Raw genomic sequence first — 13,095 nt, 5'->3', positions numbered from 1 at the left:
TCAGATGACGCCGTCGCGGCGGAGGGTCGCGAGGTCGTCGTCGCGCAGGTCGAGCAGCTGGCGGAGAACGTCGTCGGTGTGCGCGCCGAGACTGGGCCCGAGCGAGCTGATGCGTCCCGGGGTGGCGCTGAGCCGGGGGATCGGCGCGGCCATGGAAACGGTGCCGTGCTCCGGGTCCTCGACGTCGACGATGGTGCCGCGCTCGCGGTAGTGGACGTCCTCGGCGATGTCGGCGATCGTCATGATCGGCGAGGACGGGATGCCCGCGTCGTTGAACACCCGCGTCGCCTCGTCCGCCGGCTGCTCGGCGACCCAGCCGGCGATGATCGCGTACAGCTCGTCGGCGTGCTCGGTGCGAGCGGCGCGGGTGGCGAACCGCGGATCGGCGGCCAGTTCCGGCCGGCCGATCACCGCGGCGAGCCGGCGGAACAACGGGTCGGTGCCGGCGTGGACGGAAATCCGCCGTCCGTCGGCGGTGTCGAAATCGCTGGCGGGCACCACGTGCGGATTGCGGTTGCCCATGCGGCGGCGCACCCGGCCGTTCGCCGAGAAGTCGAGCAGCGCGTCCTCGACCGCGCGGAACCCGGCCTCGTACAGGCCCAGATCCACGACCTGGCCGTTGCCTCCGTTGACGTCCCGCTCGTACAAGGCGACCATCGTCGCGAAAGCGGAAAGGTACGCGCCCATGTAGTCGATCACCGCGTAGCCGGACCGGACCGGAGCCCGTCCGGGTTCGCCGCTGACGTCGGTCAACCCGGCGAAGGCGCTGGCGATCCGGTCGAACGCACCCCGGTCGCGGTAGGGGCCGGACAAGCCGTAGCCGGTCAGGTACACCAGCACCGCGCGGGGATTGAGCGCCTGCAGCGTTTCCGGGTCGAGGCCCCACTTCTCCAGCGTCGGCGGGCGGTAATTGGTGATCACGACGTCGAAGTGCGGCACCATCCGGCGCACGAGGTCCTGTCCGGCGGGCTGGCGCAGATCCACCGTGACCGACTTCTTGTTGCGGCCCTCCTGCAGCCACTGCAACGACCGGCCGCCCCGCTCGGCGGCCCGGCCGCGAGTGAAATCGCCGCGGCCCGGTTCCTCCACCTTCACCACCTCGGCGCCGAAATCGCCGAGGAACGTGGCCGTCACCGGCGCGGCCAGCACCGTCGCCACGTCCAGCACCCGCACGCCCCGCAACGGCAGCTCTGCTTCCACCACAACTCCCAACGAAGTGTTAATAACGAAACGTTGGTAACGAACCGTATAGAGTGGCCCGAAGCACAACAAGGCGTACTGACGAGTAACTTATGAGGGGACGGCGTGACCGAGCAGCCGAGCACCGCACCAACCCGACGCCGGCGGCGCAGCCGCGAGGAGACCAAGGCCGATCTGCTCGCCGCCGCCCTGCGACTCCTTCGCCGCGACGGCGTGCTCGCGGGAATCAACCTCCGCGAGGTCGCCAAGGAGGCGGGCGTCAACCACGGGCAGATCTACGTGTACTTCGGCAGCCGCCAGGCACTGTTGCGCGCGGCGATCGCCCAGATGCTCGAACAAGACCGCCTTGACCCGAGCACACACTGGGAACAGCCCTTCGCTGAACGACGGCGAGCGATGTGGCACTGGGCGCTCCGGCAGCCGGACCTGGTCAAACTCGAAGCGCTGCTCGCCCTCGACGAGGACCCCGAACTCACCCCGTTCCCGGCGCTGGACCTCACCCGCCGCGCCCTGGAACGAGACAAGAGCGACGGCAGCCTCCCCGCCGACGCCGACGGAGAAGTCATGCACGCCATGACTGCCGCCGCCTACTTCGGCTACTGCATCTTCCGCACGGCGTTCGCCCGGGACCTCGATGTGCCGCCGGAGGAACTCGACGCCCGGGCAGCCCGGGTCTACGACCAGATGGTGGCGGCGCTGGCCGCTCAGAAACCGGAGGGGTGAGCGGAAAGCCAGCCGGCGTGCCGGCGTTTCAGCTCGTCGCGTTCGCCGGTCGTGGGCAGCAGGATGTCGGCACCTCCGTCGTACGGATGGTGCACGCGGTCAAACGACAGGCTGGCGATCATCACGTGGGCGGCGACCTCGTCGGCAACGGCGCGGAGCAGGAGGTCCACCAGCCCCGTACGCCAACGTCGGCGGCCCGCGTAGAGATGGGTGTAGACGATGAATTCCGGGTCGGTTTCGCTCTCGTTCGCGCGCACAGTCGCCCAATGCTGGGCACCCGGATTCCAGAGCGCGTGTCGCTCGGACAATGCCGGGGGCTCAGGCGACCCTGACCAGTCGGCGGTGACGATCCAGACCTCCTGCCCGCCGAACAATTCGTCCAGAACCGTGTTGTAGCGGTCGAGCACGATTGCGTACTCGGCGTCGGTGCCGGGATAGCGCTGGGATTCAGGCAGGCTGTGAAAACGCACCCATCGGTCGGGGTAGGCGTGCTTCAGGCCGTCGGCCAGCGGACGGCACTGGGGCCACTGCTCCCGCCACAACGCGGACAGCTTCACGCGGGCTCGTCGACTTGAGGCTCGCTGGCCCCGATCAGGCCGAGAATCGGCGCGGGCACGGGATAAACCCGCTCGACCGGCAGTTCCTCCCGAGCGGCGTCGAGACGGCCATCGCTGACCTGGCGGTGGACCCGCTCCGCGAACGGGGTGATGTCCGTGATCTTGGTGATCCACTGGTCGAGATAGCGGTCGACAGCCTCGCCGGACAGTCCGATCTGGATGGCGCGCCGGTTGAGCGGAGCGAGTGTCACCGATCGGTCCGGATCCCACTGAATCCGCACCGGACTGGCATTTTTGCGCTCAGCCCACTGCTGCTGGCTCGCGTAGGTCCCGGATTCGTAGCTGCTGAGGGCAGCGTGCGCGAGCGCCCATTCGAAGCCGTCCCGGGTGAGCTGGATTTCCAGGATCCGTTCCTGCCCCGGTTTGGCCGCCCACCCGGCCCGGTACATCATCCACAGGAACGAAGGCTTGATCCAGGTCATCCGCTCGCGCTTGAACGGCGCCACGAACGTCTGCGCTTCAACTGCCGCGTCGGCGATTTGCGGTGAGTACGCCTGATAGACGGTGATGGTGTGGTCAGTGAAACTGGCCCGCACGTCACGGCGAGGCATGCTTGGCGCGTCATGTTTCGTGGGTGAGCGGTCGGGAATGAGCTGGCCGGACACGTGCTTGCCTCCGTGGTCGTCAAGTGAGGCTGATTGTGCCTGCTCGCAACGATTGTGTCGCTTGCATTTCGACTCTCGTGCGAACTCCTCCGTGTAACGGATTCGCCACAGCGACGACCTGTTGTTGTCGGAAGAGGAGGTTCGATGACGGACGCGGTGACTGACGAAGTCGCGGCGAGTGATGCTGCGGCGTTCCAAGTTCCCGGAACTGCGGTGCTCGCGATTGGCGGGGGAGACAACGGCGTGGAGTCGCTCGCCGTGTGGCACGTCAGCGCGGTGGGTGCGCTGACGGGAGCCTGGGTCTCGCCGGTCTCGGAGGTGTTCGGTGCTCGCTCGGCGGCACGGCGCGTTCTGTCGTTCCTCGAACGCCGCGCTGTCGCCGACGTGTATCCGGAGACAGTGCCGGGCTGGTTGGAGCAGTTGACCGCGACGGCGGATCTTCCGGAGCGGAACGGCTGGTGGAAACGCCAGGAATTCTCGCCGGTCGAAGCGTTCGGGGAGATCGTCGAGCGTCGGCGGAGGTACGCGGACACCGTCGAAGAGGAACGCGCGCGGAACAAGGCGATTACCGATCTGGAGTGGGTGCATGAACTGTCGGACGGCGTTGAGGTCGGCAGCTTCGAGGAGCTGCGGCGGATTGCCGGGGTGCGCACCGCGGAGGGGAACCCTGTCGTGTCGGAGGCGCTGACGATCGCGCGGACGTTGAGGTGGGTGGTGTCGGTGTGGGCTGAGACTGAGAAGGCGAAGAACCGCCGTCGCTATGTGCGGGAGGCGCACGGCGAGGTGGAACCCTTGCCGCCGAGCTGGCTGAGCGCGGTGCAGGTCGCGAGTGCGACGAGGCTGCCGCTGTGAAGGCCGTACACGGTTACGCCGTCATCGACACCGAGACCACCGGAATCCTCACCGGCGGATGGCAGCACCGGATCGCGGAGATCGCAGTCGTCCACGTCAGCCCGGACGGCACGATCACCGGCGAATGGTCGACCTTGGTCAATCCGGAGCGTGATCTGGGCCCGCAGAACGTGCATGGCATCCGCGCCGTCGACGCGCGGCGCGCCCCGTTGTTCGGCGAGGTGGCCGGCGATCTCGTAGCGCGGTTGCGCGGACGAGTCGCGGTCGCGCACAACTGGTCGTTCGACGCCAGGCACCTTCGGTCCGAGTTCGAACGCCTCGGCATCGAGACGCCGTTCGAATCCTCGTCGGGCCTGTGCACAATGCGCGCGGCCGGCCGGATCCGCCTGGGTTCTCGGCGCTCTCTGGCCGACTGCTGCGCGGCGGCAGGCGTGCCCGAACGTTCCTGGCACAGCGCGCGTGACGACGCACTGGCAGCGGCCGAACTGCTCGGGTACTTCATCCGCTGTGCGCCGGACGCGGTGACGCTCACCGAAGCGCAGGTGGGCGCCGCGTTCTGGGACTGGCCGCGGATTCCGGTTGGCACCGCGGCTGCGGTGAGGCGCAGCGAACCAGGACACGTGGAACCGCATTTTCTCGCACGGCTGGTAGAGCGGATGCCGCGCGACGAGGAACCTGTCGCCGACGCGTATCTGGCCATGCTCGACGCGGCGCTGCTCGACCGGGACATCTCCTCGACAGAGGGGGACATGCTCGTCGACCTCGCGCACGATCTCGGCCTGGGCCGCAACGAATTGGTCGCACTGCATTTGAGCTATATGCGCGATCTTGCCCGGGAAGCATGGGCCGACGAGGTGGTCACCGACGAGGAGCGACACGACCTGCTCACCGTCGCGACGCTTCTCGCGCTCGATCACGTGGTGGTGGACCAAATCCTGGACGAGGAACGCGCTGCGGCCTCTTCCGCCGCGCCCTCCGGCGGCAGACTCGGCGGGCTGGCGCTGAGACCAGGAGACAAGGTGGTGTTGACCGGGAGCATGGCGCGGGGTCGCGAAGAGATCATCGCGCAGGCGGCAGCCGCAGGCGTGAGAGTAATCGGGAGCGTCAGCCGGCAGACTCGCGTGGTGGTGGCGGCGGACCCGGACTCGCTGTCGGGCAAGGCACGCAAGGCGCGTGAACTCGGCGTTCCGGTGGTGTCGGAAGAGGCGTTCCTGACAGTCCTCGACCGGTTGGCGGAGCCGGTTTCAGCACCGGTCGTGACGATTGACGATCTGCTCGACCGCTGAGGCGAAGGTCTTGCGCCCGGGCGACCCAGGCGCAAGCTGCGTTCCGCCGAAGGATCATCGTCGTGGACAGCGAAGTTGTGTTGCCGCACTGCCCCGTCATCGGTCCAGCGCGATTTCGACGCCGAGCCCTTTGCTCACGACTCGCCGCAGCACCAACGCCGCTGTAGCGATGTCCTGGACCGCCACCCCTACCGAGTTGAACAGGGTGATCTCACTTTCCCTAGTGCGCCCGGGACAGACTCCTGCCAGCACTTCGCCCAGTTCAGTCGCCAGGTGCTCCTTGCTGATGACGCCCTCGTGCAGCGCGGTGAGCGTGGCACCCGACTCGGTCAACGCGGTATGCCTGCTGTCCACGACGACGCGGGCGCGCCGCAGGCATTCCGCGTCGATTTCGCGGTGGCGGGGGCGGGGCGGCGCGCCGACCACGTTCAGATGCTGGCCCGCGCGCAGCCAGGTTCCGTGCACGATCGGGTCCACTGACGGGGTGAGCGTGCACACCACGTCGGCGGCCTGAACTGCTTCGGCAGGGGTGTCCGCCACGCGGATTTCGCACCCGGAACCGGCTGTCTCGTCCCGGAACGCCTGCGCGGTCGCGGGATTGCGGCTCCAGACCACCACTGTCCTGATCGGACGGACGCAGGAGATGGCCGCCAAGTGCGCTCGTGCCAGCGCGCCCGCCCCGATCAAGCCGAGCACTGAGCTGTCCGGATTGGACAGTGCTCTGGTCGATACTGCTGAAGCCGCCGCGGTGCGGTAGCGGGTGATGACCGCACCGTCCAGCAGGGCTTCGGCGCGGCCGGTCGCGCTGTCGAGCAGGGTGATCGTCGACTGCTGGCGCGGCCTGCCTGCCGCCGGATTTCCTGGCAGGTCGGCCAGCAGTTTGACGCCCCCGGCGCCGTCCACTGTGGCCGTCATCGGGACGAGAAGCCCGTCGTTGCCGGGGATCGGCGCGCACGAGCGGCCGGGCTGGGTGGCTCCGCCGAGCACGAGCTGGCGGTGCGCGTCCTCGACGGCGTCGATCACCTCGCGCAGGTCGAGGACTGCCTCGACATCCGAACGCGTCACGATGCGAACCATGTCTGCCTCACCGTTCGCCGTTCGCCGGAACCGGCTGGACTGTTTTCCTCGCCGGCGAAAGGATTTCGCGTGCCCGGCGGACGATCGGGGTCTCGTGGTCGACCGGTTTGCCCGCATACAGGGCGGACAAACCAGCCGCGACCGCCGCGTTCACCGCGGCCGCGATCAGTCCGCTGTTGACGACTCCGCCGACCGGAGCCTTGCTGAAGTACAAGAACGCCACGGTGACGCAGCCCGCGATCAGCCCGACAGCCAGCGGGACCGCGCGCAGCTTGCGGAAGAACAGCACGCCGAGCCAGGCCGGCACCAGTTGCGCGGTCAGCGACAGCGCCAGGTTGAGGAACGTCAGCATGATCGAGGACGCGAACGTCGTCAGCGCCGCCGTGCCGACCAGGAATGCCGCCATGATCGGCTTGAGCCTGCCCTGCGCGGCCGCTTGCGAGCGCTTCGGCAGGATGTTGCGGGTGAGCACGCCGCTGAACATCAGCGCGTTGCCCGCCAGCACCAGCACCCCGGCCAGCCCGGCTCCCGCCGCGACGAGGCCCACGATCCAGTCCGGCGCGAGTTCGCGGGTCACCTCGAGAAAGACCGAATCGGCGTTGTGCAGGCCGGGCCTGGTCTGCAGGCCGTAATAGGCGGCGAAGACCAGCAACGGGTACATCAGCATGTACAACGGCATCCAGATCACGGACTTCTTCACCCCGGCCTCGGACCGCGCGGAGAACAGGAACTGCGCGGGCAGCGTCAGGTAGAACTGCAAGGACTGCATGAGAATCGTGGTCATCGCGAAGACCAGCCCGGCGCCGCCGACGGTGGCCAGCCGCGGCGCCGTTTCGACCACGGCGAAAACTCCGGGCACGCCCTTCGCCGCGATCACCGCCGCGATGCCGGCGAGCATGATGCCCAGCAGCATGAACACGTCTTTGACGATCGCGACGAACGCGGTCGAGCGCATGCCCGACGCGGCGACGTAGACGAACGCGATGACCCCCGCTCCGACGATCGCCTCCAGGCGGGTGACCGGGATGCCCAGTCCGGTGAGTACCGTCTGCAGCCCGATGAACTGGAAAATCGCCCACGGCACCAGTGCCAGCACGAACGAGACCGCGGTGAGCCGTTCCAGCAGCCGGTTGCGGTAATGGCCGTACATGACGTCGGCGACGGTGACCGCGTCGTACGCCTTGCCCGCGCGCCACACGAGCGGCGCGAGGAAGTAGCCGAGGACGTAGCCCGCCAGGATGTAGCCGATGAACCAGATCCCGTAGGAGGCACCTTTGGCATAGATGCCGCCCGGGAAGCCGAGCATGGTGCCGATGCTGTAGATCTCGCCCACAGCGAGGAAAAAGATCAACCGGCTCGGCAACGCCCTCCCGGCGACCAGCGTGGCGACTGCGCCCTTGCCGGTCCCGCCGCGGCGAGCGGCCAGCGCCACCCCGATCGACAACGCCATGACGACGGCGAATACCGCTGCGATCATTCTTCTCCGCCTTCCACTCGCCGGTACTGCGCACGATCGAAGAACCGCCACGACGCCCACAGGCAGAGCGTCGTCAGCGGCAGCCAAGCGAACAGCCACGCGAACACCAGTGGTATGCCGAACACGGTGGCGGTGCTCTGACTGCAGAGCGGCACGCCGACGAAGATCGCCAGCCCGGGCAGGCCTAGAGCGATCACGAGAGACCAGCGACTTCCGAGCATGAGACCTCCTGAAGCCTGGGACGGCACCCGCCGGGACGACAGCGGCCGGGTCGGTTGCCCGGCTCCGGATGCGGTGTCCCGGAGGCAATTTGGTATACCAGAACTACGGTAAGAGGGCGGCGAGGTCCAGCGACAGGTCCAGTTGTGAGCCAGATCTCAGTGCCAGATGGTAGGCCTGGCTGAGCGTCGCGGGTCTTCTGACTCCGGCGGTCGTCCGAATATTGCGATTCCCCGAAATGCTGCCGCGAGCGTATGGTCCCTCGTCGTCCCAGCCCTCCGGAAGGCTCCTGATGCTCGAAGAAGATTTCGTGCGCGATCTGCGAAAGCTGGCGCACGAGACCGGGCTGGAGGGGGACTCGTTCGAAAGCGGCCATGCTCGCTGGCGCGTATATTCCGCCGCCCTGCGGATTCCTGGCAGAGCCGACCAACTGATCTCAGCGCTAGGCCATGAGCCAGACGAGGCAATCGCTGTTTCGGTTGCCTTGAAGTGCATCGAGGAGCTTCCCGAGCCGCTTCGCGAGATGGTGGCAAGCACGCTTCCTGTTGGTAATTCACAAGAGTTCGTAAGAGCGCGCATGGCGGACCTGTCGGTGCTCGATGCACTCGTTTCACGGCCTGGTGATCAGGTGGAGCCAGCTTCGATGGAACGCTGGTCGCCGTGGCTGCAACTGCGGGCCGCGACCTCTTCCTCTCGGCAGCAAGTGCTCGAGTACCTGGCTTCCTCGGGGCGCACGAAACGAATCAGACGGACGGCACTGGCTCGATCGAAGGAATTGAGCAGTTGAGACCAGTGCCGATCGCGCTGATGCGTCAGTCTCCCGCAGCCTGGCGGTAGCCGACGAGACGCAGTGCGTGGTCGTCGTACGCGTACGCCAGCGCGTCCTCCGCGAGGTCGCCGTCCTCCCGGTACCAGACGGAAATGCCCATGCCCATGTCGAGAACCGCGTAAGACGCCAGCTTCGGCGAGCGAGTGTGGAACACCCCAGCCGCGGCGCCTTCTTCGATCAGTTCGCGGAATCCGTTCTCGTAGCGGGTTCGCTGTGCCACCACCTGGTCATGCGGTTCCGGTTCCAGGTTACGGATTTCTCGCGTTCCCACAAAGGCTTCGAGCCGTCGCCGGGCGTGGAAGCGCACGTGGGCGTCGACCGCGCGGCGGAAGCGGTCTACTACGTCGTCGGTGCTTGCGGTTGCCTGGTCGAAGCCGGTCTGCAGGTCGCGCATCGTGGCGGTCATGATTTCGGCCAGCAGATGCTGTTTCGAGGGCACGTGCTTGTAGATGCTGGGGCCGCGGATCCCGACGGCGGATCCGATGTCGGCCATTGTCGTCGCGAGGTAACCGCGCTCGGCGAACAGGGCGAGTGCCGCGTCCCGGATCTGGTCGATCCGCTCTTCGGAGCTCATGCTGCCGGGAAGGCGCGCAGGCCCGCCGCGACCAGTTCGGGGACGGCTTGTCCGACGGTGTCGAACCCGTCGCCGACGGTCTGGCCGGCCAGGTGCCGGGCGTGGATTCCTTCGGCGATCACCGCGATCTTGAAGTATCCGAGCGCCAGGTGGAAGTCCAGATCGGACAGATCACGGCCGGATTCGCGTGCGTAGAACTGCGCCTGGGTTTCCCAGGACGGCAGGCGGTCGTCGGTGGACGCGGCACCGCCCGGCAGGACCGGGGCGAACGCCGGATCGCGGTAGACGAGGCTCAGCGCCAGGTCGGCTAGCGGGTCGCCGAGCGTGGCCATTTCCCAGTCGACGACTGCCCGTACCTCGGCCGGGCGGCCGGTGCCGAGGATGGCGTTGTCGATGCGGAAGTCGCCGTGGACGATGGCGGCGCCGGACTCGGCGGGCACCGCGGCGGAGAGGCGGGCGTGCAGTGTCTGAAGGTCGTCGAGTTCTCGGGTCGCGACCCGTCGCCACTGGTCGGCCCAGCGGTCGACCTGGCGGCGGAGATACCCGGCTGGCCTGCCCAGCCCGCTCAGGCCGACCTCGGCGTAGGACACGGCGTGCAGCCGGGCCATGGTCGTCATCAGCGTCTCCGCGATATCGGCGAGTTCGGCGTCGCTGAGCGGGTTCAGGTCGGCCGCGGCGCGCAGTACCGGACCGTCCACATGCGACACGATGGAGAACGGCGTACCAAGCACCGCTGGATCTTCGCACAGGGCAACCGTCCGGGCGACGGGGACGGCGGTGTTCTGCAGGGCGTCGACGACCCGGTACTCGCGACCCATGTCGTGCGCGGACGGCGTCAAGCCGCCCAACGGGGGCCGTCGCAGTACCCACCGCACGCCGTCCGTGCGCAGCAGATACGTGAGGTTGGAACGGCCGCCGGACAGCAGTTCCGCTTCCACCGGGCTAGTGAAGCCGGGGACTGTGCGTCGCAGGTATGCCTCGAGCGCGGGTACGTCGAGGCCGACGGGCGAATCAGGCATCCGCGGCCGTCCTCGCCTGCTTGGCCGCGCGCTTGGCGATCGCCCAGCGGTGCGTCTCGGACGGGCCGTCGTAGATCCGGAACGGCCGGACCTCCCGCAAGAACCGGGACAGCGGCACATCGCCGGAAACGCCCAGCGAACCGCAGAGCTGCAGCGCGCGGTCGACCGTCCGGTACACCGCCTCGGCGGTGAACGTCTTGGCGATCGAGACCGATTGCGCCGACGGCTGGTCCAGGTCGATTTCCCAGCACGCGCGCAGGATCAGCGCGCGGGCCGCGGCGATGTCGATCTCGTTGTCGGCGATCATCTGCTGCGCCATGCCCAGTTCCGCCAGCCGGGAACCGAACAGCCGCCGTTCGTTGGCGCGCTCCAGTGCGATGTCCTGTGCCCGGCGGGCGATCCCGAGCCACCGCATGCAGTGCGTGAGCCGGGCCGGGCCGAGGCGCACCTGCGCGTACTCGAAGCCCCGGTCGACCTCGCCGAGCACGGCGTCGTCCGGTACGAAGCAGTCGTCGAAGACGAGTTCGCAATGCCCGCCGTACAGCGATTCGTCGAGAGTCTCGATGTGGCGCACCATTCGCATGCCGGGGTTGTCCGCGTCGACGAAGAACATCGTCGCGCCGCCGCGATCGCCGGGCGCGCCGGACGTCCGGGCCATGCAGATCGCGTACGCGGCACCGTCTGCGCCGGTGATGAACCACTTGCGGCCGTTGAGGACCCAGCCGCCCGCCGCCTGCGCCGCGTGGGTGGTCAGCGCGGCAGGATCCGCGCCCGCTCCCGGCACCGGTTCGGTCATCGCGAAACACGACCGGACCGCGCCGGTCGCCAGCGGGCGGAGGTACCGCTCCCGCTGCTCCGGAGAGGCGATCCGCTCCAGCATGTGCATGTTGCCCTCGTCCGGCGCGGCGATGTTGAGCGCCAGCGGCCCGAGCAGGGAGTAACCGGCTTCCTCGAACACCGGGGCCCGACCGCGCATGTCCAGCCCGTGGCCGCCGTACTCGGCGCTCACGTGCGGCGCGAAGACGCCGGCGTCCTTGGCGGCCTGTTGCAGCTTGCCGCGCACGGCTTCGCCCTCGTCGCCGGTCAGGACGCCGCTGGACGCTTTCTCCGCGTCCAGGACGGTGTCCTTGACCAGTTGCCTGGTCCGGTCCGCCAGAGCGAGCACCTCGGGGTCCTGCGCGAAATCGACGGCCATGCGGTCCTCCTGGCTAATTGAGGTTAGCTGAGCGAGATCAAGGGCGTTGGTTGTCCGTCAGTGTAAGGCTAACGTACATTAGCCGCTCGCGGCGCCCGTCGCGAGGAAGGCGAAGGAGAGTGGCGTGATGTCGGTACTGGACCTGTTCCGGCTGGACGGCAAAGTCGCGGTGGTGACCGGGGCGAGTTCCGGGCTGGGCGCCGGATTCGCGCTCGCGCTGGCCGACGCGGGGGCGGACCTGGTACTCGCCGCGCGCCGGACCGAACTCCTCGACCGGACGCGCTCCGCGGTGGCCGAACGGGGCAGGCGAGCGCTGGCCGTGGCGACCGACGTGCGCGACCCGCGTCAGTGCGACCGGCTCGTGGAGGCCGCACTGGCCGAGTTCGGGCAAGTCGATGTGCTGGTCAACAACGCGGGCATCGGCACCGCGGTACCCGCGCTGCGCGAAGAACCGGACGAGTTCCGCAAGGTCATCGACGTCAACCTGAACGGCGCCTACTGGATGGCCCAGGCGTGCGGCCGCGCGATGGGACCGGGGTCGAGCATCGTGAACGTCGCCAGCGTGCTGGGGCTGATCAAATCCTATGTCCCGCAAGCCGCGTACGCCGCGAGCAAGGCCGGGCTCATCGGCCTGACCCGCGACCTGGCCCAGCAGTGGTCCGGCCGCAAGGGAATTCGCGTCAACGCGCTCGCGCCGGGCTACTTCCAGAGCGAGATGACCGCGGAAGTGCCGAGCGAGGGGCTGACGGAGTTCATTCGCTCCACGAGCCCGCTCGCCCGGATGGGAGAACAACACGAACTGGACGCGGCGATGCTTTTCCTCGCGTCACCGGCGTCCGGCTACGTCACCGGCACGACACTCGCGGTCGACGGCGGAATGTCCATGCACTGACCGCGTCGCAGGACGTCCAGGCGGCGTGCGTACTGGACGCAGCGCTCGACTGCGGGTGTTCCAGGGCGGCTGACCGCGGGGTACGTCCGTCTACTGTGGACGGACCTCGCCGGTGGCCGAAGTGCCTGCGGAGATGGCGCGCCAAGCCCGATGCGGCGGTCCGGGCCCTCCGCCCGCGGGCTAGTCAGCCGTGAATTGGCTCTTCGAGGTTCGGCGCATGCGGACAGAGCGCCTTCACCGCCGCCGGCCTCATCAGCCTCGGGCGGGTCTCGACGATATCGGCGTGGCAGGACGTGCCTTGTGTGAAGGGCGGGCACAATCTCGATGGTGATCACGGAGGCTTCCTCATCGTCGAGAAGCCCGGATCGCGACCGCGCAGCACTGAAGCTGGGTGGGGCAAGATAACCGCGACACGTTGAACCAGCAGGCAAAGGGAGTCTGAGCACCAGATGCCGCACCGCACCGTCCGACTCGCCACCGCTGCCGTCGCCACGATCGGCTTGCTCGCCGCCTCCGCCTGCGGCGGTGAG

General features: G+C 68.2%; 14 protein-coding genes. 5 read left to right on the top strand and 9 right to left on the bottom strand.

The annotated features are described in order from the left end of the window. Complete coding sequence (locus PUT80_RS35145; RefSeq protein WP_275294725.1) at positions 1–1,200, bottom strand: CoA transferase; 1,200 nt, start codon at positions 1,198–1,200, stop codon at positions 1–3. A 105-nt stretch (positions 1,201–1,305) separates the two neighbouring features. Here PUT80_RS35145 and PUT80_RS35140 point away from each other — a divergent pair, with 105 nt between their 5' ends. Beyond that, positions 1,306–1,923 (top strand): TetR/AcrR family transcriptional regulator, encoded by a 618-nt coding sequence (locus PUT80_RS35140; protein ID WP_275294724.1) that lies wholly within the window; start codon positions 1,306–1,308, stop codon positions 1,921–1,923. Here the strand turns inward: PUT80_RS35140 and PUT80_RS35135 are convergent. Both PUT80_RS35135 and PUT80_RS35130 read right to left on the bottom strand, forming a co-directional pair. After that, positions 1,905–2,480 carry a hypothetical protein gene (locus tag PUT80_RS35135; protein WP_275294723.1) on the bottom strand — a complete coding sequence of 192 codons (576 nt, stop codon included), beginning with the start codon at positions 2,478–2,480 and terminating at the stop codon, positions 1,905–1,907. The two genes, PUT80_RS35140 and PUT80_RS35135, sit on opposite strands and share 19 nt — an antisense overlap. Further along, the gene (locus tag PUT80_RS35130; RefSeq protein ID WP_037814096.1) at positions 2,477–3,091 is read right to left on the bottom strand and encodes a DUF4291 domain-containing protein; all 615 of its coding nucleotides are present in this window, start codon (positions 3,089–3,091) and stop codon (positions 2,477–2,479) included. Before PUT80_RS35130 ends, PUT80_RS35135 begins: the two co-directional genes overlap by 4 nt. A gap of 198 nt (positions 3,092–3,289) precedes the next feature. On the opposite strand from PUT80_RS35130, the gene PUT80_RS35125 reads away from it, so the two are divergent. Further along, positions 3,290–3,997, top strand: a complete 708-nt coding sequence (locus tag PUT80_RS35125; RefSeq protein ID WP_037814094.1) for a DUF6218 family protein — start codon at positions 3,290–3,292, stop codon at positions 3,995–3,997. Next, complete coding sequence (locus PUT80_RS35120) at positions 3,994–5,283, top strand: exonuclease domain-containing protein (protein ID WP_275294722.1); 1,290 nt, start codon at positions 3,994–3,996, stop codon at positions 5,281–5,283. Before PUT80_RS35125 ends, PUT80_RS35120 begins: the two co-directional genes overlap by 4 nt. 96 nt (positions 5,284–5,379) lie before the next feature. Here PUT80_RS35120 and PUT80_RS35115 read toward each other — a convergent pair whose 3' ends face one another. Genes PUT80_RS35115 through PUT80_RS35105 form a run of 3 tightly spaced genes read right to left on the bottom strand, consistent with a single transcriptional unit; the run spans position 5,380 to position 8,058 of the window. Continuing rightward, positions 5,380–6,348 carry an ornithine cyclodeaminase family protein gene (locus tag PUT80_RS35115; protein WP_275294721.1) on the bottom strand — a complete coding sequence of 323 codons (969 nt, stop codon included), beginning with the start codon at positions 6,346–6,348 and terminating at the stop codon, positions 5,380–5,382. A gap of 19 nt (positions 6,349–6,367) precedes the next feature. Beyond that, the gene (locus PUT80_RS35110) at positions 6,368–7,837 is read right to left on the bottom strand and encodes a sodium:solute symporter family protein (protein ID WP_275294720.1); all 1,470 of its coding nucleotides are present in this window, start codon (positions 7,835–7,837) and stop codon (positions 6,368–6,370) included. Next, positions 7,834–8,058, bottom strand: coding sequence for a DUF3311 domain-containing protein (locus PUT80_RS35105; protein ID WP_037814089.1), 225 nt, complete (start codon positions 8,056–8,058; stop codon positions 7,834–7,836). The genes PUT80_RS35110 and PUT80_RS35105 overlap by 4 nt, the downstream gene beginning before the upstream one ends. A gap of 290 nt (positions 8,059–8,348) precedes the next feature. Here PUT80_RS35105 and PUT80_RS35100 point away from each other — a divergent pair, with 290 nt between their 5' ends. Beyond that, positions 8,349–8,843 carry a hypothetical protein gene (locus PUT80_RS35100; RefSeq protein ID WP_275294719.1) on the top strand — a complete coding sequence of 165 codons (495 nt, stop codon included), beginning with the start codon at positions 8,349–8,351 and terminating at the stop codon, positions 8,841–8,843. A gap of 25 nt (positions 8,844–8,868) precedes the next feature. Here the strand turns inward: PUT80_RS35100 and PUT80_RS35095 are convergent, their stop codons facing one another. Genes PUT80_RS35095 through PUT80_RS35085 form a run of 3 tightly spaced genes read right to left on the bottom strand, consistent with a single transcriptional unit; the run spans position 8,869 to position 11,673 of the window. Then, positions 8,869–9,459, bottom strand: a complete 591-nt coding sequence (locus PUT80_RS35095; RefSeq protein ID WP_037814086.1) for a TetR/AcrR family transcriptional regulator — start codon at positions 9,457–9,459, stop codon at positions 8,869–8,871. Then, positions 9,456–10,478: a phosphotransferase family protein gene (locus PUT80_RS35090; RefSeq protein WP_275294718.1), complete on the bottom strand. Its 1,023-nt coding sequence runs from the start codon at positions 10,476–10,478 to the stop codon at positions 9,456–9,458. Before PUT80_RS35090 ends, PUT80_RS35095 begins: the two co-directional genes overlap by 4 nt. Next, the gene (locus PUT80_RS35085) at positions 10,471–11,673 is read right to left on the bottom strand and encodes an acyl-CoA dehydrogenase family protein (protein WP_275294717.1); all 1,203 of its coding nucleotides are present in this window, start codon (positions 11,671–11,673) and stop codon (positions 10,471–10,473) included. Before PUT80_RS35085 ends, PUT80_RS35090 begins: the two co-directional genes overlap by 8 nt. A 127-nt stretch (positions 11,674–11,800) precedes the next feature. Between PUT80_RS35085 and PUT80_RS35080 the strand changes: the two genes are divergently transcribed. Continuing rightward, on the top strand, positions 11,801–12,565 hold the full coding sequence (locus PUT80_RS35080) for a glucose 1-dehydrogenase (protein ID WP_275294716.1): 765 nt from the start codon (positions 11,801–11,803) through the stop codon (positions 12,563–12,565). Positions 12,566–13,095 lie beyond the last annotated feature (530 nt).

This window comes from Amycolatopsis sp. La24, from assembly GCF_029087445.1.
Lineage (GTDB): Bacteria > Actinomycetota > Actinomycetes > Mycobacteriales > Pseudonocardiaceae > Amycolatopsis > Amycolatopsis nivea.
The sequence above is the reverse complement of the archived record's forward strand: the minus strand, read 5'-3'. Positions and strand labels throughout refer to the sequence as shown.